Here is a 26,473-nt window from a genome sequence, read left to right as displayed (position 1 = left end):
TAAAATACAATGTCCCACGCACGTCCCACTGTGATAAATTGAATGTCCCACACAAGTCCCACGCTCTATTTCACCATTTTTGTCTGAAGCAACTTGATTTTTTGTTGATACTTTTCAATCTTTTCATTGAGTTCAGTTATCTTGCTTTTTGAAGACAAGGTGTTCCCTTTTAACGAATTAATATCGGATGTTGTCTCTTGTTTTTCTTCAAGTGTCTGATAATCGAGGTCTTTTTCTTTACTCTCAATCTCTTTTTCAGTTAATGACATTTCAACTTTCATTTCTTTTATTTGAGATTTAACGTTCTTAATTTCTTTTTCCACATCATTAATTTCTTGTTGAACACCTTCATTGATTAGCTCACTTTTAGTCACTATTTTTAGTGCGTTATCAATTTTCACATCGTCTTGAGAAACATAAAACTTCCATTCTGCTTCTTTAAATTCTTGTTTTTCTTCGGCTTTCGCATGAGTTAAACGAGGTTGAATTGTGGAAGACATGACTCCAAAATCTTCAGGAACATTCTTAACAAAGACGACAATGTAGTCATCGCTCACTTTAATTTCTTTGCTGTTTTTACGACTATCTACAGCCTCTTGATTATTAATAAATTTAAAATCGTAGCTGATTTTCAAGTTACTTAAACGGTTAATCACGTTTTGATCGTTATATTTAAAAGCCAATTTCATTATTTTTTTTGAAGGGTTGTAGGTAATATTAGTCACTTGTGCTGAAAAGTCAGCTCCTAATGTTTCATCTTCATTCAATGTGATGGTGTCGTAATCATAGTTTTTACCCATCAGTTTGGGACTGATAATAATCACCATTAAGACACAAAAGAATATAAAAAGAGTAAGCATATATTGCTTACTCTTAGTGAATTTAGTATGTGTTGTACCTGTTTTTTTACTTAACTTCATTGTATATAGCCTCTCTTTCTTTAATTGACACTCGTATGATAATCAAACGACACCACTTTTATTTTGCCATCAACGGACTTGTCGAGTGCGTACTCCAGCATTACTTGTTGTTCCGATTTACCACTAGCCCCTGACACTTCATAGGTCACAAGAGCAAAGTAATCACACGAATTATTCCCTGTGACATCTCGATAAATTTTGCTTGTCAGAAGTTTACTTTCAAAAGTTAAATCAGAACTATAAATGTTTTTATCTTTATTATTTGCGGTCAGTTGTGAGGCAATATCCGCCACTTGTTGTTCAGGAACAATCTTATTGACCACGGTATCGTTGGCTATTTTTAAAAGTACCTCTCGTTTATTACTAATGTTTTTAGTCGCATAAGTCGTATAATTTTCAATGAATTGATATGAAATCGAGTCGAAATTTTGACTGTTTTTTTCTTGTTCGTTATTCTTTACTGCTTGCACTTCTGTTTTCAACGTCTTGTTTTCAGTGGCTAATTGGCTTTGTTTAGTCTGTTCTTTCTTCAATTTTTCTGAGTAGCTCTGTTCAAGTGTTGTCATTTTTTGTTTGTTCTTCATTAACGTGATGCCTGCCACAATCAAGCAAAAGATTAAAACACCTGTCGCTATTTGTAAATGTAACTTTTTGATTTTCATAGTAATCCCACCTTCATTATTTTTGTACTCGACGAATACTGTCGAAGTGTTCTTGCCAGTAACTTGCTTTTAAATTGTGATAACCAATCCCTGAATCATTCGCATCATACATTGTATTCTCGTTCACATAGATACCCACGTGCGAAATATAATCAGGCGAACCATATGTTCCTTTGAAAAATACTAAGTCTCCTGACTTCGCATCTGAGAGCGATACTTTTTGTGTACTCGTATATTGATCGGTCGTTACACGTCCTATTTGAAACCCTGACTTACCATAAACCCATTGTGTAAGTCCTGAGCAATCAAACCCTTCTGATGGATTTGAGCCACCCCAAACATAAGGATTACCTTCATATTTTTCAGCTTCAGCAATCAAATCCTTATAATAATCTTGTGGATTAATAGGTGTCCCTCCATTTCCTGACCCTGTGCCAACATATTCTAAAACAAGTTCTGCATAGAAGAAATTACCACCATTCAAATATAAATAGGGCTTACCATGCAGCGTTGACACATCGTTTATATATGAGTAGATTTGGCCACTTGAGTTTCCAAGTGAAGGAGCAACCACTGTTTTCGAATAGTTTTCAGCGAAATCTAGTGTGTGCTTTTTATTAGCGAATAGTAATTTATCGACATAAGCTATTCCAAAGTTATAAGACTGGATGACACCAAGAATATCTTTGCCACCCACACTAGTGTTTAATTTGTCAAAGCCACTTTTAAGATATTTGATACCTTGATGAATCGAACCAATCTCGTCTAAGGAGTTTACGGGTAATCCTGCGGACTCAGAACTTTGCATCAAGTCTTTCGAATTACCGTTGGTCTCAACTTGAATAATCGCAAGAACATACGGCACAAGGTCTAACACGTCTTGTTCTTTTGCTTCCTTTTCAACCTGTGATTTCCATTTCAGAACACTCGGAGACAATTCTTTTTTTCCACCACCTATTTCTATGCCTTCTTCATTAGAACTTTGTGTAGCCATGAATCCTACAACCGTAACCACAACAAAGAATAACGCAATGATGATGAGAATTGCAGGAACAATATAAACGCTGTACGCAGAAAAGAGCTTCTTTAAAAACAAAGAAGCTCCTTTTTTTAACATTTTTTTAGATACACTCATTCAAAGACTCCTTTATGATTTTTTAACTGTTATAACTTATGGTAAAATTCTCTGAGACACTACATTATTTTTCACTTAACGAAGGGAATGATAGTTAAATGGTCACTTACAATGAAGTTTTCAGCTCACGTTTAAATAAATATTTGACTGCTCAGAAAGCCAATGAAATGTTCATAGGAAAAAGCGAGTTTGGTAAGGTCATACCAAAAGAACTTCTTTCAAATAACGAATTTCACTGTGCCTCAAATTGTGAATTACAGCTTACTTGTATTAATATTGGTATTGATTTTACAGATGAAACTAACCATGCAAATAGAATCGCTCCGTATTTCTCTAATCGGTCTAAACAACAAAATCACTCTAATCATTGTAGACGTGTCATTGATAGAACTGAAAAAAGAAAACATGAAAAGAAGCAAACAGCTTACTATACTCAAGAAGGAAATACATTCATTATGTCTTTTGAAAAAGGGAAAGGATTTCCTCCAAACAAAGAAGCTACACAGTCATTTGAATCTAACAATTCAAATGTTAAAAATGTATCTCTCAAGAACAAAGATACAAAGGCTAATCTAACAAGTAAAAAAAGAGTACCTCATATCAGTTCTATCAAACGGCTGATTGATTTCTTTGAAGAATATCAAATGAACGACCCCTCAATTAGCTTACTGGACAAGACACATTCACCTATTACTTTTGAAGATATTTTCATTCCTATAGGTGGTCAACTTATTGACAATATTTATTCTATCTATTATGGTGATGCCATTGTAAAATGGGTTAATTTTAATGGACAGAAAGTGCTTAGATTGTCATTCATACATTCTACAGTAATCAATGCTAACGATACTTCATATCAACCTTATACTCTTTTATTTGAAAGTGACTTTAGAAACAATAAAAAAAATTACGCTCTACAAGGAACTTGTGAAATATGCGAATAAGGCAGAAACATATTCTGACCTTAACAACTATAAATTTATGCTTTACTATGTGGGTACTTTTGAAAAAAACTCTCGTGATTTAAGATTTGATTTCAACAAAAATAATATGCCTAAAAGTTTATTTCTATCTTGAAATATTAATCATTGATTAACTTTTTCAGCTCTATATTAGCTTGTTCCCAATTAGGAGGCGAAATTCCACCTCCTAATCCTTGAAAAGGAACTTCTCCATATTCTTCTGCACAGCCTCCTATATCTTCACTCACCAAAAAACACCAGTCGAGTGGATCATCTTCTAGTTGAAACATCAATCTTTTAGAAACATAATTCATGTTATTAGATGCCTGTTTCTGTTCTATAAAACCCTCTGATTCTAGCCATGTTGCAGCATCTGAAAAACTATCCGCAAGAATTAGTATACTAACATTTTTATCTATGAAGATAAGTGATTTACGAATAATAAGTGTTTCAAATCCAGTCTTTTTTGTAATGCAAACTTCTCTCATCTGAGATTTTTTTTCTATGATATCATCAGATATAAAAAATCGTTGATTTGATATTTCTATCGCTTTTTTTCTGAGTCCACTTTCTACTTGTACTTTGTTATGGTACTGTTCTTCTGTTAATTCCATTATTAAACTACCACTAGTAAAGGCATCGCTTCTAATATAGTGGTTTTTTTCAAGCCACTCAGAGGTTTCTAGTAATGTTTTCGCATGAATCAAAAGACTGACATCCCCATTGATGAATAGGAAAATCTTCAGTTTAGCTTTTATCTCGATAGCCTCATATAAATTAACTTCCTTCATACTCGCATGCTCCTTCTAATTTTGATATTCTTCTATCTTTTTCTTGTAATTCCTTATCATTTTCACTAAATAACCAATCCCCCCAACGTCCAAGCAACAACTCACTATTTTCTTCGTAAAATAAAATCCCTTTATCATAGCGACTACTTGAACCCTTTTCTTTTTTCCACACTTCTATACTATTCAGTCGATACGTTCGTTTTATGTTAAACGAAAATTGAATAACATCATTTTCTTTTGCTTCCTCTGAAATGAGTTTCATTTTAAATTCAGGGTTATCACTATCTCCTTCAAAAAAAGGGTATTTTTCATTCAAACAGTTTAATAATATTTGATGATTAACTTCGTCTGCTTCACTGCTCGTACAGATTAAATATTCAAAATCCTTTCTTTCATGAATCATAACTATACCTCCTAGTTATTATATTATTGACCGCCTTCAAAACGTTCTAACTGATCTTCTTCAGGATCAAACTTAACTAAATACGAATCTCGAGAAGATGTTTGAATAATCGCTTGGCCAACTGGCAGCTCAGGTAAAATCATCACTTCGCTTTCAGTAACCGTTTCGCCTAAAATACCTTTCATTTCTTTTAATATAGAAGCATCTAAGTTGAATAACACTTTGACCGTACATAATTCAAAAATAGTACGAATGATTTTTGTCACTCGTGAATCAGCCTGCGTTGGAATGATTTCTTGTGGCGATTGAGTCGCAAAGTAAACACCTGCTCGGAACTTACGCATTTCTCGTTGAAAAGTAGCGATGTATTCACACGCATATACGTTATTTGGATTGATGTAGTTGTGACACTCATCGAGTAATACCATGAAGTATTCTAAGTCTTTTTGAGTGATTTTATTTTCTTTCAACAGTTGTTTTTGCGTGCTTCCGTTCTTCAGTGCATTGTCCCAAATGATGGTTAAAGCTGTGAAAAGTTGGCATTGAAAAATGGGTTCTTTCAATTTTGATAATTTGGACGTGTCATAAAAGACAATCTTCTCATTTTCAAAATCAGGCATGGTTGTTACCCCATCAAAGATTTGTGCATAGTTTTCACACATACTATTGACCGTGACTTGAATGATTTCGAGGCTTCGAATTCTTTCAGGTGTCGCAGACGTGAATTTAATTTCATCCAAATAGTTTCTAAAATCGGTGTACGTGGGATATTGTTCTTTTGGTAACCGACAGATATTCAAATGTTTAGGTGTTGTTTGTTTTAGAAAGTCTTTAGGAATAAAGCCTCTATCTGTGTAAAATTCTCTTAATAAATCTTCAAATTCAGTAATCGTACTATTATCAATTTCAGGTTCTAAATTTCGTATCTGATTGGAACATTTAGTTAAATGATTTAAGAAGCTTTTTTGTTCATCAATACTGTTATCCTTATTTAAAACAGTGGCCATAATATCAAGAGGATTTATTTTCTTATCGCCACCTGACAAGTCGATGTAGACACCACCTTCTTCTTTTACGAGTCGTTCATATTCCCCACTTTTATCAAACCCTCTAATAAAGGCATCTTTTGCTTTAAGACCTTCTTGTAGCTGCTTCAGTAACGTTGATTTACCAAAGCCCATCTTTCCTAAGATAAAGCCATTAAACGAACGTCTTTCACTTGTTGATCGAAACGGATCAAACACAAATGCCCCACCTGTGGATGTTTGTCCCAAATAAAACCCTTGAGGGTCTTTGAGTGCTTTGTGATGAAATGGAATACCGCCACCAATATTAGTCGAGGGTATCGGTTGTCCCTGCATTGCAAATGACCCTTCCAATTGAGAAACACCATCTTTGAACAACGATTGGTAATCATTTTTAGAACGAAAGAGTGGCACAACAGCTTTATGATTCATACTGCCTAAATCTTTTCGTATCTGAGTGACTCTCTTTTCAAGTTCTTCCAGAGAATCATCATAAATATAAATACGAGCTGTCATATTTTTAACGATTTCACCTTTTTGAGTAATCATTGCTGCAAATTCTTCTAAGTTTAATTGTTCATTATAAGCATCTGTTTTATCAGTGGTTCTCCGTTCGTTTTCCGTACGATACCTTAACTCTGAAATACTCTTATTAATGTTTTTAACCACATCTTCTTTATTCGCTGTGACTAAATCTAACGTTGCCACTGTATCAGGAATACCCATAATGTCGCTTAACCACTTGAAAGAAACATCTTCGGCAAATTCATGGACAACTAGACAAGACACATAGCCATTTCCTGTCAACATATGCCGATCAAATTTGAACTTCGCTCCCCCTTTTATCTGAATTTTTTCAATCAATTCTAAATCGTAACCTGACTCTTTGAGTCGGACAGCTTCTTTTTGATTAATTATCATCTGTATTCCCCCTAATCTTTTTCATTCATATTATTTAGTTTTGTTAGTACGGTCGTTACCTTTTCTTTATCTAACAAACCAAGACCTAACTCTTTACCGCCATACTGTGTCATATCTTTGATTCGATTGACCACTTCGGCCTGCGTTTTTCCATACACAACAAATAAGAAGGTAAGCTCTTTTAACGTTCCGACATAACCAATACGATTGTAATTTTCATACGCTAAAGTGAGTTGATTGCGTAAGTATTCTTCTTTTCGAGAATACGTTTCATACTCTCTTGTTTTTTCTAACGCATATAACTTTTTCTTCGTTACATCAATGCGATATTTCCAATAACTTAACTGTTCCCTAACCTCGGTTGGATAGGTTAATGAGATGATTTTCAAAGGTTCAGTATAAACTCGCAATAGATAAGTGAATTTATTCACGGTTCGATTAAAATCATCTGAAGATAACGATGTTAAATCCGTTGTCTTGACCTTTAAAAAGGCTTGATAGTGATCTTTTTTATCAACAACAATGCCATTCTGTAAAATCCGTTTGATTGGTAAAGATTCAATCATTGACACATCTTTTGTCTTGAAAAAATCAAGAATGTCATCTAACTTAAAATTTAATTCTTTTTTACTTGATTTAACTTTCATACATGAGCCTCCACTTATAATAAAACAGCCCTCTTTTCAGAGGACTGCTTCGTTTATTTTTGACGTTCGATTTCAATTGAATGATGGTGGTTTCGATCCATTTTAAATAAATGAATAAGCACCGATAAATTCCGTTCGTTAGGATGACTAGGCGCTCTCACACACAACCATAAAGCAAATAACGTGGTGAGTATCTCTAAAAACAAGGTCATCCCAAAGGATAAGTGCAAGGGCTTGCTAATCCCTACACCTACAATAAAACCACCGATTACAATCATAATGTCTACAAAGTAGAAAAAGAGAATTTTAATCTCCTGTTTAATATTTTTAGGGTTTGTATACATCAACTTTCATTCCTTTCTTAGTCGAAAAACGGATTATCTTTCAAACTGTCTGCTTTCTTTTTCTTAGTCTGACTACTTGATTGTTTAATTTGCTTGTTATAACCTGACAACGTTTTGCGTTCCGTGACGACCTGTTCTTCTTTTGTTGTTTTTACTTGTTCTGATACATTTCTTGTCCCTGTTGTGCTGCTTGATGATGACTGTACTCGTTCTGTGACATTTCGTGTCCCTGTTGTACTACTTGGTGATGACTGCACTCGTTCTGTGACATTTCGTGTCCCTGTTGTACTACTTGGTGATGTCTGTACTCGTTCTGTGACATTTCGTGTCCCTGTTGTACTGCTTGGTGATGACTGTACTCGTTCTGATACATTTCTTGTCCCTGTTGTACTGCTTGGTGATGACTGTACTCGTTCTGATACATTTCTTGTCCCTGTTGTGTTACTTGATAGCGTATTAATTCGTTCTTTCGTTGTATGAGAACCTGTACCTGTATTGAGTTTAGAATTAACCTGCTTCACATTTTTCTGAAGTTCTTCAATTGAGTCAGCACCTTGTCCTGAAGCATTGATACGTTCCTTCACTTCATGAGTCTTAAGTGTACTTCCTTTCGTATTAGCATCTGTACGTTTCGTATTCTTCTGAAGTTCTTCAATTGAGTCAGCACCTTGTCCTGAAGCATTGATACGTTCCTTCACTTCATGCGTCTTAGGTGTACTTCCTTTCGCATTAGCATCTGTACGTTTCGTATTCTTCTCTAATTCCTCAACAGCTGATACTCCTTGTCCTTTATTTGATGCTTTTCTAATATCCTGACTGCCTGCATTAATAGTGGCCATATCTGTTCCTTTTTCATGTCCCTTAGAGAATTCAGACTTCATATCATCAATACCTCGTTTAGAAGATACAAATGGTTTCTTCAATGTATCTGTTGCATCTTTGATTGACTCTTTTGCTTTTTCTTTTGTATTCGATAACACATCTTGAGTTTTTGAGGCAGCTTCCGTTTTACCATCTTGTACCATGCCTCCGAGGCCTCTATTCTTAGCGTATCCTATTGTTGTACCTGTCATATTCGCTGTACTTTTAATGCCTTCACCCATTGTTTTGGCCACTGCACCTGTATTTTTCTTAAAGTTCTTAATCGAGTCGCCAAACTGTTTATCTGTTCGATCTGTCCCACGTTCATCTGACGTATCTTGATGATCGCCTTTAGATGCTTGCCCTTTTTTTTTCTTTAGCTTTTCCAAAACCACTCAGTGCCATTTTAGCCATAGCACCTGTCGCAATCAGTTGTCCCATGCTGCTTGATAGTCCGACATCTGCACCAAAGTAACGCATGATGGTCTTGCTACCCTTCATTAAAATAAAGGTCGCACCAATCATACAAAGGACATATAAAATAAGATTCATGTCTTTGCTCCCGATATAGCTCACAAAGAGAGAGTAAAGCGATAAATTCACACCTGTAAAGGCGATAACCATATAGGCAGTCATAATGTCTTGGATAACGGTCTTTGTCTTTTCTCCTGTTTCTAAATCCGTTGCAAACACAAGAACAGACACGATTTTTGCCACTCCTAGTTCAAATGTCGCTGTGACAATTGTTAATATAGAGAATAGGAAGGCAACGGAAATTGCAATTAATCCAACTAAAACGGTAAAGGTTGGAATAGAGAACCGTTGATAACCGCCCTTCAAACTGTCCGAAAATACGCTCCACATACTGTCTTCAGTCTTCACAGCCGATAACTTACCATCTAAATTTGTACTTAGTTTATAGGTTAAGGCCTCTGTTTCTTTCTCATTGTATTTATCTTTAGGTTCTATTTCTTCTAACACGCTTTTTGTTAAAATCTCAGATGTCCCACTGAGTAAAAATGTCTTTTCAGACATATTATTCTTAGCCTCACTGTTACTTGCCGAGTTTTTTATCGGATCGTAACCATTTTTTGTCAGATACAACAAATCAGCTGTATTGTTTTTCACAAGTCCAAATGACAAAGATTCCTCTTTTGAATTGCCATTCACGGTAGCTAAAGCTTTTGATTCTGTATAAAATGACTTGGAAACATTTCCTAATTCCCACATAATAAAAGGCAATCCCATAATCAGTACAACTGAAATCATTAAATTAATTCCTACGGATTTGAAATTCGGAGGTGTTTTTCCAATTATAAATTTAAGGCCTAAAAAAACAAGTGTTAGTGTAAATAACGCAATGACAATTGTATTTATCATCCCTGAACTCACAATATCTAAATCACTTTTCCCGATGCTTCCTACATCTGCCAAATTCCCCGATGAGAAAGTCAGTAAATCAAGCGACTTATCCACTAGTTTTTCCAAACTAACGGAAAGAAGATACATCCCTTTAACAAGCCACCAACCAGCTGTATGAAGTGAATTCGTTAAAATATCATCACTGTAGTTAAGCCAATTAGAGTGCGTATCCAAAAAAGTGATAATCTCTTTTGTATCTTTATCATTTCCCCATAAAGCTGCACATACAGTCAAAGGTTTCAAAATAAAGATACTTATCAACATCATTAGTGATAAGATTAACCATCTTATTTTTTTTTTTGTTTTTTTCATCATAATTCCTTTCTAATCATTAATTTTACACATAAAAAAAGAGCTAACTTTATAAGTCAGCTCTTTCCATCTATTTTTTTATTTCTTTTCCATTCTTCTCAGAGTATACTTCTACTGTATTACTTTTTTTTCAGTTCTTTCTCAATTTTCACACTGCTAGACTTTATATATTTACCATTTTCGTCTTTTTCTACATATCTATCATAAACATCATTATTTATTATGATAAACGAACCGTCATTATATACATTAGCCGAAATACTGTCCCTATTTATATCTGTATAACCTTCTTTTTGCAACACTTTCACAGCTTCATCAATTTCGCTTTGATAGGTATTATTGCCACATCCAACTAATACTACACTCATTAAAACAGCGAAGGTTATCATTATCTTTTTCATGCAACCACTCCTAGTTATATTTAATTAGTTATTTACACAATTAGTATACCATAGGGGATTTGAGTCCTAACTATTTATTTTTTCGTACTGAATTTGAAGGGCTTCAATCGAGAAAATTAACCGTTCTTCTGCATTATTCGTTTGTAACCATTGTCCGATTCGTCTTAAATTTAATTGACTCACATGTTTTTTTCGTAAATCGTCTCGAATAGCTTGTAAGATTGTTTCTAATGTATCCGATTGAATGTTTTCATGTCTTTTATAAACTTCAATGACTTTTAGTGTTTCTTTCAGTAAGGCCACTACTTTTTCCATTGTAACGTCCTCAGTTTCTTCTGTCGCCACCAGTATTTCTTCTGTACTCTGCGATTGTCGCTGAATGTAGACGGTTTTAGCTTTCTTATTCAAAATAAAGTCACTGTAATCAATTTGATTTTTCTTCAAACTAAAGTTGGCATGAATACTACTAATATCCAACTCATTTAAATCACGAGTTGTATCAAAGTCTTCTGATAAAAATTGGTAACGATACGGTAAATTGGTTTCCATCGTATTAAAAATTGGAAACGGTCTGACTTTATTGCCATTGAGAGCATTTCGATGTAACGCTCGTAAGACAACCGTTTCCCCCGGAATCAACTGCGAGAGTCGCTCAGGAGTGATAATACGCTCTTGATCGGCACTTCGACTGACACCTGTATCTAAACTGTATTGTTTTTCATTGGTACTCGTAGAATTAACTGTTTTATACCCACATTTTTTCGAGAATTCTTCAATCGTATCGCTGTTAGTCGATACAATAAACACATGGTTTTGACAGTTTTCTTTGATTGTTTCTGACGAATCACCATAAATTTTATTCAGTTGACTGTAAGACTGAATAAAGAGATTAAACAACATGTTACGACCTAAACAAACTGTCATAATATTATCTAATTCTGCAATTTCAGGCATGTTCCCGACTTCATCTAAGATAAAGTGAACACGTTTATCACATTTCTTATCTTTTGTTTCTGAACAATTTTTTGCTAACTCTGTATAGAGCTGCTTAATAAACACCGAACAAATAATATGGTTCGATGTATCATAATCAGGCACTATCATAAAGACGGCTGACGGTTTTTCATTATAGTTCAACACAAAATCATCTTTTTTAAGATACTTTTCTGTCGGATGTTGTTCCTTATTTGTTTCGAACACAAGTGGTTTTTGATTAAGCAGTTTCACTTGTGTGTCGTACTCTGTTTCTTTTTCATGGTCTTCTTTAAATTTAAGCACGTATTCATGCCCCACCAAATCTGATGTTCGTTTGCGGTAGGTCTGCCCCTTTTCAGAATAGACCTTGAAGTAAGGGACAGATACCGTTAATTTAAACCCACTTTTCAACGTGTCTTTAAAGTTAAGAATACAAATACCTTTCGCTTTAATTTTAAGGATATACTGAGCGATGACTTTATTTTCGGTCGTCATAAAACTGACTGTGGCACGTTGACCCACCAAGTAATCTTCAAACTGAAACTCAAGTGATTTTGGAAAGCCCACTTGTTTTAAATCAATCGACATTTTAGAGGTCATCTTACCAAACATTTCAGAGGTGAACATATCAATACATTGAGAGGCTGTTGCTAAAATACTGCCTTTCGCCTTATCTCCTGCAAAAGAAGTCGCTCCATATTGTAGCTTGGCAATATTTCCTTGAGGCAAAGTATTAAAATATTCATCCAAAGCGTTCACTTCTTTTTGGCCAACAACAAAGTTATAACTGCCTAACTCGTTAAGCATTTGAGCCACATTATACATGGTGATTTTTTCTGGTGTCCCTTCCTCACAACTTTTTTGCGTGATTGTCATGATAATGGCATTGACTGCTGATTTCGCAGAGCTATAGAAGAATTCATTATCACCACCCATTCCTTTCGCAAATAACATACTTGTAAATGTATTACATCGCTTAGCACTCTCTTGTTCATCGCCTTTTTGATACGCTTCAATAATTAACTGGAGAGGATTATAAGACATACTTTCAAGTGGTTCGAGTACATTCAGACACATCACATTATAGCCTCGCTTCTCTAAGGTCTCTTTAGAAGCTGTGAACAACTCGCCTTTTGGATCATTAACCACCATACTTGATTTGTTTTCAGCTCGACTTAAATTATCAATTAACGTCACAACGGCCATTTCACCTTTCCCTGATCGACTAACCCCTAGGAAAATTGAATTGACCGTATCGGTATCAATCAAATACTTTCCTTTGTAGTAAGAGATAGGCACACCACCATAGCCGTTAAATGGCTTACTTTTCAGTGGAATGGCTTTATATTGTTCCAACAGCTCGGTTATTGTTGTGAAACGTGAGTCCCCTTTTTGTCCAAATGCTAATTCAGGACGATTATATTCCCATTTTTTGTACAAATATAGGGTCATGACACATAAAATAGCACAATAAAAGAGAGCTGTTTTAACCAGTGAAAAGGGCGGTAACCAAAACCATGAAACATTAAGATAATTGGAAGCTTCTAATAAGACTGTATAACGTTTATCTGTGACACATTGAATCACTTGCATCACCATATTTGTCAGATAGGTCAAAATAAAAAGAGGCACACTGCTTATGAGTAAAAAAAGAAGGAGTCGCTTACGATCCCACCTTTTCTGTTCATCAGGCAATGCTTCCCCTTCAATGTTTTTTGTATGGAATGTCTTTTTCGCAGGCAACAAGCGTTTAAATGAGATAGCCCCTAACCCTTTGGACACCTTCACTAACTGTTCTAAAGGGGATTTCTTTTTTTTTCAAAGGGGTGACCTTCATTCCATCACCTCATACGGTTGATAACGCTGACCAATGGCCTCTCCAAACAAAGGATTTATATCGTTCGTTTCGTTTAACTTGATGTCTGTTTCGCTTTGCTGCTCGAAGCGACTCATCCGTTCTTCCACCACTTCTTTGGTCTCTAATATTTCAAAACCAGTGACTTCTAATTGATTCGTTATCCGATAGTAGCGTTCAGTCTCGTCTTGTTTCTCTTGAGGTACGTCCCGATACCAGCTCCCATCGACCAACGTTTCTTTATAACCCTTCATGACTCCTTCAACACGTATTTTTTGGTTCTTTATACATTTACCTGCAAAGTGACCATATAAAGGATACAAAGGCTTGTGTGTCTTCTTGTCTAATGCTGTAGAAATCAGACATTGAATCACATCATACACCCTCTTGTTTAAATACGGAGCATAGCGAGGGACTTGCAAATCAAAATAAATCTGACTTGCCGTCCCTTTTTCATTCATATGGCCATTAATACGTGAAATATACCCTGTGACATCCGTTCGATTGAGTAACATCTTCGATCCATCCTTTCTTCCGTTCGCTTATTTAAAGAAACGTGAAAACACACCGACTTGTTCATTCTTTTCTCGTAATAACGCATTTTCATTTTGAAGTCCTTTTTTATCTAGTTTACTTTCACGTAATTCATACACTAAGTTTTCATTTTCGCTTTTGAGTCGGTCTAAATTAATTCGTTCGCTTTCTAATTTTTCTCGCTCTAAATCAATTTTTTGTTGTTCTCGTGCCTCTGCTTGTTCTTTCAATCGCATCATTTGTTGCTCTTGAATCTCATTACGCCATTCAGGTGTTTTCATAGCTAATCGTTCTTTCAATTTTTCTAATTCATCTAACGTGTGATCCCATACGTTGTTAATAGCCTCGTCTAGCTCAGTAATCGTTGAATCAATCATTTCTCGTTTCCCATCAACTAAAAAGCGTACTGCTTGTGATTTCAGTTTGTATTCTTCTTCTTTTTTCAAACGTTCAATATGTTCTGTCGCTTCTTTTTCGGCATTATGTTTCACCTGCGCACTCAGATTATTTAACCGTTCATTTTCCGTAGCCTCAAACAAGGCCATTTCATTGTGTTGCTTACTTTCTAGTGCTTTAATTTGTGCTTCATGCTCAACCTGTAGTTTGCCTTTTTTCGATAAAAACAACGCAGTCTGCTCTGTTTCAAAGGCGGTTACTTTTTCTTGTGCCTGACTATTTAACGTCTCAATTTCTTCTGCTTTTAGTTCAAGCACTTCTTGCTCATAGTTTGTTAACATCGCACTTTCGTAAGCTTTTGATAGTTGGCCATTATTCATCTTCAAAATGCGTTCTTGTTCTTTGATGAAATGGTCATTTAACAACACAAATTCTTGTTCATTCAACGAGTTCATTGCAAAGTGATAGGTGATTTCTTTCAACTTATTATCTGACTGATCTGCTAAAGTTGTTAACCCCAACATTTTAACAAGGTTATCGGGTTGAAGACGTTGTTGAAAGCGTGTAATCGTTTCTTCAATCGCTTGAACATCTTTTAAACTATGATAATTTTCATATTCAGGAAAGGCGACTGTATGTTTTTGTTGAATCGGTTGGACAACGGCACTATAGTTCGCACTGTACTCCACCCCTTCATTATGCTGTGTGTTATAAGGTTCTGAGGGGTCAACATGGCCTTGAATCATCGTTTCGGGTTCTTCTTCATCGAAATCAAGCTGTTCATCGTCTTCTGAAGGCAAAGTAATAGGAAGTGCTTCTTCTTCTGTTTCTTCAGGGACGATTACTTCATCGACTTCTTCATCATCACCTTCGGTAACTTCGTTCTCATTAGTAGACATATCTGTGACTGGATATGTTTCAGGTAGCATTTCTTCAACAAATTCATACCCTCCATTTGCCACCTCGTCTTGATATTGACGATTAATCGTGGTCACGATATGACTGCTGTTTTGAATTTCTTCAGCTTCTAAAAATTGTTGCTCAATAATTTCGAGCAAGTTAGGTTTCGTATCGGCATAAATTTTAACACCATCTAATTCGTACTCAACCCCTGCTTCATCGTCATGACATGCAATCGTGACTAAGATAGGTTCACTAATGAGCGTACTTATTTTTTCTAACCATTCTTGTGTTTCAGTTAATGCGTAAAACGACTTCATATTCAATTTCTTTAAACTACGATTCACCTTTTTTGGTAAGTCGATAAACTTAAATTTGTATCTCAAAGTGATGGTTGTTTTTTCTTTCTTTTCTTTTGGCTTAAACATAGTTTATTCTCCTTTTTAAATAATAAGTGCAGCAAAATGAATTGCCGCACTTTATTTTTTTTAGTCGTTATTTAGAATCCTGACACTGATTTTAACGTACTCATAATTTCTGCCGCACCCCATGCAATTAAACACCCGATGATGATCCACATTAACCAACCTTTAGCCTTTTGAGAAACACCGCCACCGAACATCATCATCGCACCAACAATCACACCACAAAGTGTTGCGACTACTAAAACTAATCCTTTGATTTTTCCTGTCGTAGAAGCAATAAACTTACTTGTATTTGAGAAGAAATCCATTAAATCCATCTGTGCTAAAAAATCAAAACTGCCTGATAAAGCACCTGTGACAGCTGCATGTATACTATCTAACATTTTTAAAACCACCTTTTCTTATTTTTTGTCATAAAAAAAGAGTTCAGACATTGTCTCAACTCTCATCGCTTCATATTGGTTATTCTGAGAACGCTTTGCGAATACGTTCAGGGTGAATCATTTCCTTAATAAAAAGTTCTTCTCTTGCTTTTTCTAAAATTTCAGATTCCCAAGCCGATACTTTGATGTTCTTTTTATTGAGAATCAATGTAACAGCTGTTTTAATCTCTTTGTTTCGTTCCGTGCTACTTGCCATGTCGTTTCACCTCCTTAAACTAAAATTGAATACCAAAAAAGAGATGACATCCGTCACCTCTTTAGTGTGTTTCTAGTATTATCTTGCTTTCAAATATCAATAGTGATCTTTTGCAGAATAAATATAAAGCGCCTCATCTACAATACTATAAATAAGACGGTGTTCATCCGTAATTCGACGTGACCATTTACCTGACAATTCATGTTTCAAAGGCTCTGGTTTCCCAATTCCTTCAAATGGATTACGATCGATATCTTTAATTAATCGGTTTATTTTCTTTATTGTATTTTTATCACCTTGATTATGCCAGTACATATAATCATCCCATGCATCATCTGACCATGCTTTAATCATCTGAGACCTCTACTAACTCATGATGTTTAAAACTTTTTTCGGATAATTGTTTATCACCACGTCTAATTTTTTCCATTAAATATGGGTTAGATAATGTTCTCAATGTCTCTTGTAATGAATCATAATCTCTTTTAGACATGACCACTACTGTATCATCTATCTCTTTCGTTGTTACAATCACAGGATTTGCATCTTCATTCACTTGTTTCATATACCCTCTAAAATTTTTTCGGAAATTTGAGTAAGCCACAGCTTCCATAATTAACACCGCCTATAATTATTGTACTATATGTTGTACTATATGTTGTACTATATGTTGTACTATAATTATAACTCTTTTTTGATGAATATGCAATTACATAACAATAGACAATAATTTCACAACTTAAAATACTTTGAAAAATTTATATCTTCCATAAAAGTGTTCTCCATCATTAAGACTCTCTCCTTAAAATCATAAATAAAATCACCACTATCTTTATTGGTACGACTACATTTTCTGTCGTTTATGTGTGAAAAAGGCATTAAACCCCTCTTGAATAGATTCCCAACTATCAGTTAGGGTTACAACAACTGCACTCAACACGATTGCCCCTAAAATAAGAAAGACAAATCGTGCCGTATTATTTTCTAACATGATGTCCCTCCTAACGCACCTGTGACACTCCTGAACCTGCTTGTTCAATGGTTACCTCGGGTATATCAAAGAGATAAACAGTTATTTTAGATACGACTGTATAATCCACTTGTTCGCCAAATTGAACTTTCTGATTCAACTTGTCGCTTTTAATGGTGTAACGACCATTGTAATTATCCTCAGACTCTTTCTTCAATGCTGCAATCGCTTCTTTGGTCAGGCCGCCTTGCCTCTCAATTTGATAATTCACTTGTTGTTTATACGTGTTAATATCTTGAAATTGGTATAAAAAGAGAGCGATTGAAACCATACCAAAAATCAAAATCAAACCAATAAACCATTTAACAAACTCTGAAACTGTCTGTTCTTGCACACTGTCACCTACTTTCTAGCCTACATGCCAAGATTAATGTCTTTAATATTGTAGATAAGGACGGCAATCGCATAGCCAATGACCACAAGAAAGGTTGTCATTGTTATTTTTGTTGGAAACAACAAGAAACGTCTCGACTTAAATGTGATGATTTGATCGATACTATCCATTAATTCTTCACTGGCAATCTTACCTAATTCTATGATGACTGATAAATCGGTTGTCCCTTGACGTAAATCAAAGATGGTAGACATGAAAAGAACACTCATATCTGACCCACTCGTTTTTTCCGCATAATCAGTGAAAGGCACAATAGAATTCGGTTTATCTGACATCTCCTTCATCAGTGTGAGAAGTAACGTTTGATCGGCTTCATGTTCTAACCGAGGCACAATCTTATTAAACACACTGTAAAGGTTCACCCCTGCACTCGTCTGTTTAAGATAAGGAATGAGTAGTCGTGTGAATTTGGCGAATTGTAAATGCCGTTGGAATTTATAACGGCTATACCCTGATACAATCGACTTTCCTTGCATGTAATAGAGTAAGAACGGAAGAACGAGTCCAATCAACATTAATTTTTTGTAAAAGAAAAAACCAACAACAAAGAAAACTAATGCCGTTAGTATCATTTTTAGTATCCGTGATTTTTGCCAACGCATAATGGCAAAGTTTGAATTACCCATCTCAAGCAACATTTGATAATTAGTATCGCCTACTGAACGAATCCATGCGTTATCGGCTATCTTTTTAACTTTTCTAACGGTTAAAGTCGTTTCTTTCTCTAAATGTGTATCCTCAAATCGGTTCTTTTTGTGTTTGGTTTCTTTCAATGCCCCTAAACGTAGGCCTGCTTGCTGTTCTGTTTTTTTTGTTTTTATTTTCATTTCGATACCTCCATGATTGAATCATCAAAGTACAATTTGACAAACTTGTGTAAAAAAAGAGAAATCATGCTAAAAAAGAGTAACGACGTAATCCAACCTGTGATTCCTCTCGCAAACGCTTCAAAAAAGGTTGTAAAACTGAAACTAAACGTAATCGCCAAGATAAAAAGCACAATAATTATCAACATTTGTGTCATATCTTTTTTGTGGCCATTTTTTATCTCATGAAATTCTTTTGTTTTCCGCACTAAATCATTGTGATAGGTTTTAATGTCTTTAAACGTATCAATATTGGTTTTCCCTTCAACGACAGCTGTTTCAAGTTGTTCTGCATATTGAGAAAAAACAATATCTTCTTTATATTTCGTGTTCAGCTCAGTGAATGCTTCTTTCACTGAATCCATATCACTACTTAAAAGTGTCGCTTCTAAGACGTTCAAGTCATTTTTAAGTTCGCCTGCACAACGTGATTTTGCTTGAGACAGTGCTTTAACTAATGTTTTTTCCTCATCAGTTAAAATTTGTGTCATGTTATTGATAAACTTATTTCGTTCTTGTAACGCTCTTATTTCATAATTTCGTTTAACTGTTTTAGGAAGAATCATACGCAACCCATAGAACAAACCCACGATGAAAATAATGAGTGAAACCCACCAATAATACACCAACAAAAAGCTAAAAAGAGAAAGGAAAAAAGCAGGGGATATAATTAGTGTGAAATAATCTTTTTTTCCTAACGGTTTACCATAAGCAACCGCATAGGCTTGTAGTTCACCTACATTAAAGACCCCTTTTTTTTTGAGTTTTAGCACTTTTCATCCTCATGAGCTATCTCCTCCTCACCTGTTTGTAGTAGTGGTAAGTCATACACAATGTTTTTCTCTGCCATTCGTTCTTGAAAAGCCGTTGAAACAGCCTGTGTATCATGAATGAATTGGCCATTCCGATACTTTTGACTGAAAATCGTTGTATTTCCTGTCGGACTGTATTCCACAATCTCACTTAAAAAACGAATCGTCTTCCCATTGACTCTTAATTTTTTGATGTGAATCCCAAAATCAAAGTTGCTTAAAATATCCTCTCGTGTAGCGTTCTCGTCAATGTCATAGCCTGACTTACACATATTCACAAAACGTCTCGGACTCGCATCAGCGGACACTGAGTGCAGGGTCGTAACAATGTAATGCCCTGATAAGACCGCCTGTAACATTTCAAAAGCTTCCGCCCCTCGTGTTTCAGATACAATGATGAATTTAGGCTGATTTCGTAACGCATCTTTGACCAGTAAACCAATTGGCCGTTGTGGTGTAGAGAGCCATTCAAAGACATCCTTCTCAGGGAACAATTTTTTCGCATGTGTTTCAGGAACATCTTCAATCATGATGATTTTGTCTTCGTTATTCACAAAAGATAATAACAGTTTTTGTAATTCTGTTTTACCTGTCCCTGTCTCACCTGAAATAACCACATTTGCGTGTGTTTTGATAATGCTTTCTAAAAACCGATAAATATAATCAGGAGCGAATGACGAAAAATTTTCGAGTTTCAAAGCGAGTTTAGGTCGGACAATACGCATCGACATCGTTTTTCCTGAAGGAGATACTTTATTGTGCATGGCATTGATCCGTATGTTTCCCTGCAAGCCATCGAGTGATGGATTCGCATCATCAAACGGTCGTCCCATTGTATTCGCAAACTTATTAATAATTTTACTCATATAGTCATCGGCATCTTTCATCGTGGCCAACCCTAAATCAGACAAAGACATTGTTCGTTGGCCATCATTTGATTCAATCGTTAAAAATGTACCGTTCCACGAAATATCAGTCACCGTTTCATCTTCCATAATCGATTCGATAACCCCTGTCCCTACCATTTCAGCCACAATGTATTCTGCAATATCGGCACTGTTTTTGATTGTCCCTCGATGTTCCTTCATGATAATTGCTTTAAGTTGTACGCGTTTAGCTTCACCATTACGGCCACTCGCTTGAATAACGAGGGAGGCATGTTTTGACATGATGTCTTTTTGTATTTCTTCTAACAAATTATCTGAAATAGGCTTATGACGTTCAATTCGTTTATTTGGAGTTGCTACTTCTTTTGTTTCCTTTGGTTCTATGTTTCTCACTTTCATACCACTACCACCTTTTCATTTAATCCTGTCCTAAAGATAAAACACACGTTGCTTGATACGTTTCACCGTTATCCGTCACTTTGACTTTAATTGCTTTGATGCCACCTTGACCGTCATCTAAATAATCAAACGTGTACGCTGCTTCTTTATCAAGTTTGTAATTACGGTTGTAGGCCATACTCTTTTTGAAATCAGATTCAAACGTAGGTTTAACGACTTTAAATGTACCTTTTTCAAGTCGTGAAGAATTGTCTCTGTTTTCTAAAGCTGTGGCTTTTAATGTTTCTTGAATACTTTGTGTTGATGAATCTGATTGATAATTTTTCATGACATACGTGCCAATACCGAGTATCAAAAACATGCCTAGAAAAATAAAAATCAATTTCTTCGGAAAATCAGCGAGCATGTTACCCCTTCTTTCTCTGAAAAAATAAAGACCAGACGATCGCTGGTCTTATCGTTTATTTAGCCTAACTGGCTTGGAATCATGTTTTTAAAGAAGTCCATGACAAGTGTAAATACTTCAGGAAAAGCCACTTTCGCTAATCCGATTAATACCGCACCTACGATGACTGCACCAATCATCCACCAACTTCTGTCTGTGTTTTGATCTAACATTTCTGTTCACCTCCCACATTTCTTATTTATTTCACTCATTATTTAGCCTAACTGGCTTGGAATCATATTTTTGAAGAAGTCCATGACAAGTGTAAATACTTCAGGGAAAGCTACTTTCGCTAATCCGATTAATACCGCACCTACGATGACCGCACCAATCATCCACCAACTTCTGTCTGTATTTTGATCTAACATTTCTGTTCACCTCCTTCATTTCTTATTTATTTCACTCATTATTTAACCTAATTGGCTTGGAATCATGTTTTTAAAGAACGTCATAACCATTTCAAATACTTCAGGAAAAGCTACTTTCGCTAATCCAATCAATACCGCACCTACGATGACTGCACCAATCATCCACCAACTTCTGTCTGTGTTTTGATCTAACATTTCTGTTCACCTCCTTCAAAAATAGACACCTTTGTCACATAAAAAAGAAGACAAGCACCGTTGCTTGTCTTCTCCGTTTATTTTTTCAACCATGCCTGTTCTGCAGCTGTCCAACCTTCGACTTTTTGCTTATCAGGATAAATCGGCTGTAATAATAATTCATCTTTTGCCTGCGTTTCACTATCTATCGTGGCATACATATAAGCATAGACATCGATGTCTTGTTTCATGTCGATTGTCACTTGGTGGACACCCATCGGCTTCTCTGTTTCGATCTCAAAAGAAGATTGACCTAAATCATGCCAAATTGGAACGTACCACTTGCGACCACCAAAAAGAGTCTCATTTTTAATTTTAGAATCGTTTTCTTGCACTTGCTTCCGTGTGAAAAGTGACCCTGTTTTTTCTTCGACATACACTTCGGGATAATCATAAGCCACATATTGTTGAATACCGTTGCTGATTGTTTCATTGTTCTTTTGCGTTTGTTCTAACGGTATCGCTAGCTGCTTATTCACAATGTCATAATCAAGGTAACTATCTACAAAACTTTCAGGCACTTTCATTTTCAAGTCTAAAGAGGTTTGCTTACTCAGTTCGTTGGTATATGTCATATCTGACTTCATTTCAAAGCCATAGCCTGTTTTTGTTTTTATTTGATCGTTCAGGCTAAAAGCGAATGTTTCAAACTTTTCTTTCACTTGTGTATCCGTACGATTTTTTATCGTTTGAATCACCCCTTTATAGTCTAATGCCCCTTTCTTTAAGTCGGCATTAGAAAAACGTTTTTCAGAGGCGGTATACCCATGTGTTTTAAAGTTTGTTGTTTCTGTGTTGGCATTAATATTCGTCTTATTATCAACGAATTCAACAAGTACTTGATACGGAATTTTTTCATCCGCTTTTTTTGTTTTTAGAGGCAATGAAAAAGTCGTCTCTTTTTTAAACTCTTTATATAAGCGTGTTTCCGAAGCGACAATCTTATTTTCAGCCGTGTCTTTGATACTGATTTTGTACTTTAATTGACTCAGATCAGCATGACTACTATTTTGATCTGATTTAGACAGTGTCACTTTCGTTTCAAGACCTGTGGATTGACTGGCCTTGTTGGTTAGAATCTCAATACGTTCGGAATTAACGGTCACTTTAGGAATGACATAAGGTAAACGTAAGGTAATATCTGAATCACCCATCGTGCCTTCATATGTTTTGCCATCGTAACTCACGTATTGATACCCGTCTTTATTTTTCAATGTTTTTAACGGCACAGCTTTGTAGCTATCGCCTTTAAACTTTGTAAAGACTTCTTTCTTCAACTCTTTATTATCTGTTTTGTCATAGTGTATAACCGTCAATTTTTTGACTTTTAATACGGTTTTCACTTCATTTGTCGTTTTAGACGTCTTATCGACTTTGACACTCGCTTTATTAAGAAAAATGATTTGCTTATCTTTAATCAACGGCTCAAGATTATAGTTCTTTTTAATTTTCGTTTTGAAATTAAACGAATAATCTTTATCATAGAAGCCTGTTGTTTTTAATGCGGCCGATGTGGCACTTACCGTTATTTCATTGCCACTTTGTGTGACTTTAAAGTAACTGTTTCGATTTGTTCCATTCGCATCTTTAATACTCGTACTCTGTAATTCAAGTGGTGCAGCTAACGTATCCGTTAGTGTGTACGATTTGTAATAAAAATCCGAACGTTCTTTAGGGACACGATGATTGACTCGATAATCAATCGCATCTGTTTTTTTATCCATCACCGAACTTGTGACTAACTTGTCTTTTACAACTATCGACTTAGTTGGTTTTGGTATTTCTGTTCGAGCGATTTTTGTATCGACATAACTTAAATAATCGCCCCCTGTCCACGAAGGATCAAAGAACCAATCTTTATTGTAACCTGCCTTATCATAATCTTTTCCCCACTTAAAATTAAACTGTGAGGCCTTGTTAAAGGTGATTGTCATCGCATACTTATCATCAGTTGTACTCGAATTGACCCCATTTTCATTGGAGTATTTACGTTCCCCACTGAGACCTTCATAACGAATCGTTGAATTTTTAGGTGCGTACACTTTTTCAGTGTTCGTGACAGATTGTTTGTCTAACTGTATCGACTGATTAGAATCTAAATCATTGAATGTCACAAAAAATCCTTCCACACTTAAAGGCTTTCCTGTCTTTTGGTTGATAAATTCCCAACGTTGATTCACATAGTTGAAGCCTGATTGTGAATGACTAATTCCTTTATCTCCGTAAGTGATTAACGTTGTTTTCCCTTTATTTAAATATTGAGACCAACCTGTCACCGTTATTTTCAGGTCAACTTTCTGTCCTTGATACTCTGCAACGTTTGTATAAAGCACACCGATTTTCCCTTTTAAACTGTCAGATGGCTTTACAACCGTATACCCACTGTAAGCCCCACCCCAGTTTTCATCATGAATCTTCCATGTTGTCCCAAATGGTTTTACTTTGGTCTCTTTTGAAAAGTGCATGATGAAATCATATTTTTCGGGAATGACCGTATTTGATGTCGTTGTTTCATGATTTGGACTGCCCACAATACTACTACTCTTTCGCAGCTCAGTTAAACCACTTCGTAACAACGGATTGACAGTAGCTTGTTCGGGTCGTTCAGGTCGATCTAAATCAATGTTTGCTGCATTCTCACGTTCTTGTGTATCAGCCAATACTTGATTACTGATTAAAAGAAAACCCATGAGGCAAACGGTTAGCATTAAAAAACGAATGAATTGTTTACTCGCCATTTTTTCTCCTTTCAAAAAGAAAGTCTCTTGTGTGTTACCTTTGTACTCCCATAACAACCACCTCCTTCAGCAATAGGTAATTCCAAGCCTTTCAGCTGCGTTTCTGACCCTTATAGATCATTCGACAGCCCCTTGGTTATCAAGGGAGTGAAAACGTTCACAAGGCGAACAAATGGCGATTAACACGTTCTGTCAATCGTTGTTTTTGACTGGCCTTTCAATCACATTGACAGGTTCTTTGAAAGGAATTTGAAGCTGCTTAATATACGTGTAAATATCCTCTCGATTAAGCGATTTGGCATATATCTTCTTTGAATAACGTCCAATTGCGTAATACATTAGTGACTTCTCCTTTTCTAATTAATTTTTCGCACAAAAAAAGAGAAAATCTCTTATCGATTTTCTCTTTTTTACTCTCTGTTATTTTTCACGTCATACTCTTTCATAAGGTGTTCAAAGATGCGGTGTTGTTCATTCGAGAATCGGATTAATTGAACCGCTTTATTCATTTGAGTTTCAGGATTAATATGACGTTGATTGGTCTTTCGTGTACTGTGTTTCACGTTTTCACTCACATGAATTCGGATGGATTGATCTAATGTCAATGCACTTAATCGCTGCTTGTGATCTTTCATCATCAAAGAGAACGGTTCTGAAAGTTGTTTCACTTTCTCAAACGCAGTAATAACTGCTTCTTCTGAGAGTTCAAACTCTTTTTCTTTAAGTATTAGTAAGGTATTGTAACGCACGTTTGTCCCTTTTTCTTTGAAAATAATACGGTACTCTTTTGTATGTTGTATTTCATGAATGGTTATCAGTTCCGGCAATGGCAAAGGGATAGACTGTATGTAGGTCATCACCTTGCTTCGTTTCCCGTCTTTCATGTAAATCTTTTGTGTTTTTGATCCAATTGCATAATACATAGCATCTAACTCCTTAGTTTTTTTAATCGTTTTTTTCTTTGTTTACACTCTATATTCTGATTCGAATATATAATAAAAAAATTAGCACAGCTAAACAATCCTAACGGATAATCTAGGCAAGGTTTAAGCAGCTGTTCCCTTGCAACTCTAGTTAAGCAAACACGCTCATTCAAACACTCTTTTTTCTTGTCGCTTGATTAACGATAGCTTTAGGAGCTACCCCTATCTCACTTCAAGGACTGTTTAAATATCGTGGCATCTTTCTTAACATGTGACGGTTTAAAGTCTCGTTTATACTGTTGTCCGACAACTGGAAACTCTCAAAGGAGTGAATACGACAGTGTACATATTCTTTTAATGTGCCTCCAACCAAAGTGTCATTTTAGCACCAATTAGAAAGTCGTTTGTTCCTAAACAAACCGCTGACTGCGAGGGTTGGGTTACGCAGTGACCTTTACATTATTTAGTTTTCAAAGAACAAAAATCATGTCGAGCATCTTGTTATTTGCCGCTTACTAGCAACTTTTTTTGAAGCCTCTCACAGCGTTCAATAACTACAGTCGTACAAGTAACAAGCCGTCTATGATTTTAATGCGTGTGTCAAAACACACAGTGTAAACAAAGAAAAATTAACGTGTCAGAGACTTTCTGTGCTTGTAGTAATAGTGTTTTACATCTTCGAGTGGTTGGCCGAGTTTACATCGCTTCGCAATCAAGCAGCGTTTGTCATTTTGGACATGACGGATGTTGGTGTAGAGCCGTTTAACACTCATCAACCGTTGGGGTGCATCCACACACTTCATAAAGCCATCTCGTGTGTTTTGATACGACTTACCGTTGAACAAAA

32 protein-coding genes are annotated in these 26,473 nt (G+C 35.7%); 1 reads left to right on the top strand and 31 read right to left on the bottom strand.

Annotated features, from left to right (window positions below; translation table 11 throughout):
- Positions 1 to 65: 65 nt before the first annotated feature.
- Genes BCAMP_RS11700 through BCAMP_RS11690 form a run of 3 tightly spaced genes read right to left on the bottom strand, consistent with a single transcriptional unit; the run spans position 66 to position 2,717 of the window.
- The gene (locus BCAMP_RS11700; protein WP_035315794.1) at positions 66 to 920 is read right to left on the bottom strand and encodes a hypothetical protein; all 855 of its coding nucleotides are present in this window, start codon (positions 918 to 920) and stop codon (positions 66 to 68) included.
- A gap of 20 nt (positions 921 to 940) precedes the next feature.
- Positions 941 to 1,582, bottom strand: a complete 642-nt coding sequence (locus BCAMP_RS11695; RefSeq protein ID WP_035315792.1) for a hypothetical protein — start codon at positions 1,580 to 1,582, stop codon at positions 941 to 943.
- Between the two features lie 16 nt (positions 1,583 to 1,598).
- Positions 1,599 to 2,717: a bifunctional lytic transglycosylase/C40 family peptidase gene (locus tag BCAMP_RS11690; RefSeq protein ID WP_035315791.1), complete on the bottom strand. Its 1,119-nt coding sequence runs from the start codon at positions 2,715 to 2,717 to the stop codon at positions 1,599 to 1,601.
- 98 nt (positions 2,718 to 2,815) lie between these two features.
- Here BCAMP_RS11690 and BCAMP_RS11685 point away from each other — a divergent pair, with 98 nt between their 5' ends.
- The gene (locus tag BCAMP_RS11685; RefSeq protein ID WP_035315790.1) at positions 2,816 to 3,661 is read left to right on the top strand and encodes a hypothetical protein; all 846 of its coding nucleotides are present in this window, start codon (positions 2,816 to 2,818) and stop codon (positions 3,659 to 3,661) included.
- A 137-nt stretch (positions 3,662 to 3,798) separates the two neighbouring features.
- Here the strand turns inward: BCAMP_RS11685 and BCAMP_RS11680 are convergent, their stop codons facing one another.
- From BCAMP_RS11680 to BCAMP_RS14510, 28 genes are all read right to left on the bottom strand, one after another.
- Complete coding sequence (locus BCAMP_RS11680) at positions 3,799 to 4,470, bottom strand: hypothetical protein (RefSeq protein WP_035315788.1); 672 nt, start codon at positions 4,468 to 4,470, stop codon at positions 3,799 to 3,801.
- Entirely contained in the window at positions 4,457 to 4,873 is a 417-nt protein-coding gene (locus BCAMP_RS11675; RefSeq protein ID WP_035315786.1) for a hypothetical protein, read from the bottom strand. Before BCAMP_RS11675 ends, BCAMP_RS11680 begins: the two co-directional genes overlap by 14 nt.
- 23 nt (positions 4,874 to 4,896) lie before the next feature.
- Positions 4,897 to 6,819 carry a VirB4 family type IV secretion system protein gene (locus BCAMP_RS11670; RefSeq protein WP_035315784.1) on the bottom strand — a complete coding sequence of 641 codons (1,923 nt, stop codon included), beginning with the start codon at positions 6,817 to 6,819 and terminating at the stop codon, positions 4,897 to 4,899.
- An 11-nt stretch (positions 6,820 to 6,830) separates the two neighbouring features.
- Complete coding sequence (locus BCAMP_RS11665) at positions 6,831 to 7,466, bottom strand: hypothetical protein (protein WP_035315783.1); 636 nt, start codon at positions 7,464 to 7,466, stop codon at positions 6,831 to 6,833.
- A 53-nt stretch (positions 7,467 to 7,519) separates the two neighbouring features.
- On the bottom strand, positions 7,520 to 7,810 hold the full coding sequence (locus tag BCAMP_RS11660) for a DUF5592 family protein (RefSeq protein ID WP_035315781.1): 291 nt from the start codon (positions 7,808 to 7,810) through the stop codon (positions 7,520 to 7,522).
- A gap of 17 nt (positions 7,811 to 7,827) precedes the next feature.
- A complete protein-coding gene (locus tag BCAMP_RS11655) occupies positions 7,828 to 9,060 on the bottom strand; it encodes a hypothetical protein (RefSeq protein ID WP_035315780.1) in 1,233 nt (410 codons plus the stop codon).
- Complete coding sequence (locus BCAMP_RS11650) at positions 9,023 to 10,408, bottom strand: pLS20_p028 family conjugation system transmembrane protein (RefSeq protein ID WP_198015794.1); 1,386 nt, start codon at positions 10,406 to 10,408, stop codon at positions 9,023 to 9,025. Before BCAMP_RS11650 ends, BCAMP_RS11655 begins: the two co-directional genes overlap by 38 nt.
- Before the next feature lie 116 nt (positions 10,409 to 10,524).
- The gene (locus BCAMP_RS11645; protein WP_035315777.1) at positions 10,525 to 10,806 is read right to left on the bottom strand and encodes a hypothetical protein; all 282 of its coding nucleotides are present in this window, start codon (positions 10,804 to 10,806) and stop codon (positions 10,525 to 10,527) included.
- A 66-nt stretch (positions 10,807 to 10,872) separates the two neighbouring features.
- Positions 10,873 to 13,563, bottom strand: coding sequence for a VirD4-like conjugal transfer protein, CD1115 family (locus BCAMP_RS11640; protein ID WP_232217989.1), 2,691 nt, complete (start codon positions 13,561 to 13,563; stop codon positions 10,873 to 10,875).
- Between the two features lie 51 nt (positions 13,564 to 13,614).
- Positions 13,615 to 14,151: a hypothetical protein gene (locus BCAMP_RS11635; protein WP_035315775.1), complete on the bottom strand. Its 537-nt coding sequence runs from the start codon at positions 14,149 to 14,151 to the stop codon at positions 13,615 to 13,617.
- Between the two features lie 27 nt (positions 14,152 to 14,178).
- Positions 14,179 to 15,894 (bottom strand): hypothetical protein, encoded by a 1,716-nt coding sequence (locus BCAMP_RS11630; RefSeq protein ID WP_035315774.1) that lies wholly within the window; start codon positions 15,892 to 15,894, stop codon positions 14,179 to 14,181.
- A gap of 71 nt (positions 15,895 to 15,965) precedes the next feature.
- Entirely contained in the window at positions 15,966 to 16,274 is a 309-nt protein-coding gene (locus BCAMP_RS11625; protein ID WP_051457078.1) for a TrbC/VirB2 family protein, read from the bottom strand.
- Between the two features lie 79 nt (positions 16,275 to 16,353).
- Positions 16,354 to 16,530 (bottom strand): hypothetical protein, encoded by a 177-nt coding sequence (locus BCAMP_RS13640; protein WP_156921245.1) that lies wholly within the window; start codon positions 16,528 to 16,530, stop codon positions 16,354 to 16,356.
- A 96-nt stretch (positions 16,531 to 16,626) separates the two neighbouring features.
- Positions 16,627 to 16,884, bottom strand: coding sequence for a Txe/YoeB family addiction module toxin (locus BCAMP_RS11620; RefSeq protein WP_035315772.1), 258 nt, complete (start codon positions 16,882 to 16,884; stop codon positions 16,627 to 16,629).
- Positions 16,877 to 17,143, bottom strand: a complete 267-nt coding sequence (locus BCAMP_RS11615) for a type II toxin-antitoxin system Phd/YefM family antitoxin (protein WP_035315770.1) — start codon at positions 17,141 to 17,143, stop codon at positions 16,877 to 16,879. The genes BCAMP_RS11620 and BCAMP_RS11615 overlap by 8 nt, the downstream gene beginning before the upstream one ends.
- Before the next feature lie 231 nt (positions 17,144 to 17,374).
- Positions 17,375 to 17,521 (bottom strand): hypothetical protein, encoded by a 147-nt coding sequence (locus tag BCAMP_RS13635; protein WP_156921244.1) that lies wholly within the window; start codon positions 17,519 to 17,521, stop codon positions 17,375 to 17,377.
- A gap of 10 nt (positions 17,522 to 17,531) precedes the next feature.
- Complete coding sequence (locus BCAMP_RS11610; RefSeq protein ID WP_035315769.1) at positions 17,532 to 17,894, bottom strand: DUF4320 family protein; 363 nt, start codon at positions 17,892 to 17,894, stop codon at positions 17,532 to 17,534.
- A 20-nt stretch (positions 17,895 to 17,914) separates the two neighbouring features.
- The gene (locus BCAMP_RS11605; protein WP_198015793.1) at positions 17,915 to 18,781 is read right to left on the bottom strand and encodes a hypothetical protein; all 867 of its coding nucleotides are present in this window, start codon (positions 18,779 to 18,781) and stop codon (positions 17,915 to 17,917) included.
- Entirely contained in the window at positions 18,778 to 19,593 is an 816-nt protein-coding gene (locus tag BCAMP_RS11600; protein WP_035315768.1) for a hypothetical protein, read from the bottom strand. The genes BCAMP_RS11605 and BCAMP_RS11600 overlap by 4 nt, the downstream gene beginning before the upstream one ends.
- On the bottom strand, positions 19,587 to 20,918 hold the full coding sequence (locus BCAMP_RS11595) for a CpaF/VirB11 family protein (RefSeq protein ID WP_051457077.1): 1,332 nt from the start codon (positions 20,916 to 20,918) through the stop codon (positions 19,587 to 19,589). Before BCAMP_RS11595 ends, BCAMP_RS11600 begins: the two co-directional genes overlap by 7 nt.
- A 19-nt stretch (positions 20,919 to 20,937) precedes the next feature.
- Positions 20,938 to 21,324, bottom strand: coding sequence for a hypothetical protein (locus BCAMP_RS11590; RefSeq protein WP_035315767.1), 387 nt, complete (start codon positions 21,322 to 21,324; stop codon positions 20,938 to 20,940).
- A 59-nt stretch (positions 21,325 to 21,383) separates the two neighbouring features.
- Positions 21,384 to 21,536 (bottom strand): hypothetical protein, encoded by a 153-nt coding sequence (locus BCAMP_RS14045; protein WP_198015792.1) that lies wholly within the window; start codon positions 21,534 to 21,536, stop codon positions 21,384 to 21,386.
- Between the two features lie 42 nt (positions 21,537 to 21,578).
- Positions 21,579 to 21,731, bottom strand: a complete 153-nt coding sequence (locus BCAMP_RS14040) for a hypothetical protein (protein WP_198015792.1) — start codon at positions 21,729 to 21,731, stop codon at positions 21,579 to 21,581.
- Between the two features lie 42 nt (positions 21,732 to 21,773).
- Positions 21,774 to 21,926 carry a hypothetical protein gene (locus tag BCAMP_RS14035; protein ID WP_198015791.1) on the bottom strand — a complete coding sequence of 51 codons (153 nt, stop codon included), beginning with the start codon at positions 21,924 to 21,926 and terminating at the stop codon, positions 21,774 to 21,776.
- 77 nt (positions 21,927 to 22,003) lie between these two features.
- Entirely contained in the window at positions 22,004 to 24,703 is a 2,700-nt protein-coding gene (locus tag BCAMP_RS11585; RefSeq protein ID WP_156921243.1) for an isopeptide-forming domain-containing fimbrial protein, read from the bottom strand.
- Positions 24,704 to 24,895: 192 nt separating this feature from the next.
- On the bottom strand, positions 24,896 to 25,042 hold the full coding sequence (locus tag BCAMP_RS13630) for a hypothetical protein (RefSeq protein ID WP_156921242.1): 147 nt from the start codon (positions 25,040 to 25,042) through the stop codon (positions 24,896 to 24,898).
- A 71-nt stretch (positions 25,043 to 25,113) separates the two neighbouring features.
- Positions 25,114 to 25,626 carry a hypothetical protein gene (locus BCAMP_RS11580; RefSeq protein ID WP_035315763.1) on the bottom strand — a complete coding sequence of 171 codons (513 nt, stop codon included), beginning with the start codon at positions 25,624 to 25,626 and terminating at the stop codon, positions 25,114 to 25,116.
- A gap of 629 nt (positions 25,627 to 26,255) precedes the next feature.
- A partial coding sequence (locus BCAMP_RS14510; protein WP_232217988.1) for a hypothetical protein occupies positions 26,256 to 26,473 on the bottom strand: 218 nt, incomplete at its 5' end.

It is taken from the genome of Brochothrix campestris FSL F6-1037, assembly GCF_000525915.1.
Lineage (GTDB): Bacteria > Bacillota > Bacilli > Lactobacillales > Listeriaceae > Brochothrix > Brochothrix campestris.
The sequence above is the reverse complement of the archived record's forward strand: the minus strand, read 5'-3'. Positions and strand labels throughout refer to the sequence as shown.

Coding starts and splice junctions, on each gene's coding strand:
- BCAMP_RS11590 (WP_035315767.1), bottom strand. CDS start 21,324: ATGCTCGCTGATTTTCCGAAGAAATTGATTTTTATTTTTCTAGGCATG.
- BCAMP_RS11665 (WP_035315783.1), bottom strand. CDS start 7,466: ATGAAAGTTAAATCAAGTAAAAAAGAATTAAATTTTAAGTTAGATGAC.
- BCAMP_RS11620 (WP_035315772.1), bottom strand. CDS start 16,884: ATGATTAAAGCATGGTCAGATGATGCATGGGATGATTATATGTACTGG.
- BCAMP_RS14045 (WP_198015792.1), bottom strand. CDS start 21,536: ATGTTAGATCAAAACACAGACAGAAGTTGGTGGATGATTGGTGCAGTC.
- BCAMP_RS13635 (WP_156921244.1), bottom strand. CDS start 17,521: ATGTTAGAAAATAATACGGCACGATTTGTCTTTCTTATTTTAGGGGCA.
- BCAMP_RS11580 (WP_035315763.1), bottom strand. CDS start 25,626: ATGTATTATGCAATTGGATCAAAAACACAAAAGATTTACATGAAAGAC.
- BCAMP_RS11685 (WP_035315790.1), top strand. CDS start 2,816: ATGGTCACTTACAATGAAGTTTTCAGCTCACGTTTAAATAAATATTTG.
- BCAMP_RS14035 (WP_198015791.1), bottom strand. CDS start 21,926: ATGTTAGATCAAAACACAGACAGAAGTTGGTGGATGATTGGTGCAGTC.
- BCAMP_RS11660 (WP_035315781.1), bottom strand. CDS start 7,810: ATGTATACAAACCCTAAAAATATTAAACAGGAGATTAAAATTCTCTTT.
- BCAMP_RS11700 (WP_035315794.1), bottom strand. CDS start 920: ATGAAGTTAAGTAAAAAAACAGGTACAACACATACTAAATTCACTAAG.
- BCAMP_RS11625 (WP_051457078.1), bottom strand. CDS start 16,274: ATGTTAGATAGTATACATGCAGCTGTCACAGGTGCTTTATCAGGCAGT.
- BCAMP_RS11630 (WP_035315774.1), bottom strand. CDS start 15,894: ATGTTTAAGCCAAAAGAAAAGAAAGAAAAAACAACCATCACTTTGAGA.
- BCAMP_RS11695 (WP_035315792.1), bottom strand. CDS start 1,582: ATGAAAATCAAAAAGTTACATTTACAAATAGCGACAGGTGTTTTAATC.
- BCAMP_RS11645 (WP_035315777.1), bottom strand. CDS start 10,806: ATGAAAAAGATAATGATAACCTTCGCTGTTTTAATGAGTGTAGTATTA.
- BCAMP_RS14040 (WP_198015792.1), bottom strand. CDS start 21,731: ATGTTAGATCAAAATACAGACAGAAGTTGGTGGATGATTGGTGCGGTC.
- BCAMP_RS11595 (WP_051457077.1), bottom strand. CDS start 20,918: ATGAAAGTGAGAAACATAGAACCAAAGGAAACAAAAGAAGTAGCAACT.
- BCAMP_RS11690 (WP_035315791.1), bottom strand. CDS start 2,717: ATGAGTGTATCTAAAAAAATGTTAAAAAAAGGAGCTTCTTTGTTTTTA.
- BCAMP_RS11650 (WP_198015794.1), bottom strand. CDS start 10,408: ATGATGAAAAAAACAAAAAAAAAAATAAGATGGTTAATCTTATCACTA.
- BCAMP_RS11670 (WP_035315784.1), bottom strand. CDS start 6,819: ATGATAATTAATCAAAAAGAAGCTGTCCGACTCAAAGAGTCAGGTTAC.
- BCAMP_RS11605 (WP_198015793.1), bottom strand. CDS start 18,781: ATGAAAATAAAAACAAAAAAAACAGAACAGCAAGCAGGCCTACGTTTA.
- BCAMP_RS11635 (WP_035315775.1), bottom strand. CDS start 14,151: ATGTTACTCAATCGAACGGATGTCACAGGGTATATTTCACGTATTAAT.
- BCAMP_RS11585 (WP_156921243.1), bottom strand. CDS start 24,703: ATGGCGAGTAAACAATTCATTCGTTTTTTAATGCTAACCGTTTGCCTC.
- BCAMP_RS13640 (WP_156921245.1), bottom strand. CDS start 16,530: ATGGCAAGTAGCACGGAACGAAACAAAGAGATTAAAACAGCTGTTACA.
- BCAMP_RS11675 (WP_035315786.1), bottom strand. CDS start 4,873: ATGATTCATGAAAGAAAGGATTTTGAATATTTAATCTGTACGAGCAGT.
- BCAMP_RS11615 (WP_035315770.1), bottom strand. CDS start 17,143: ATGGAAGCTGTGGCTTACTCAAATTTCCGAAAAAATTTTAGAGGGTAT.
- BCAMP_RS13630 (WP_156921242.1), bottom strand. CDS start 25,042: ATGTATTACGCAATTGGACGTTATTCAAAGAAGATATATGCCAAATCG.
- BCAMP_RS11680 (WP_035315788.1), bottom strand. CDS start 4,470: ATGAAGGAAGTTAATTTATATGAGGCTATCGAGATAAAAGCTAAACTG.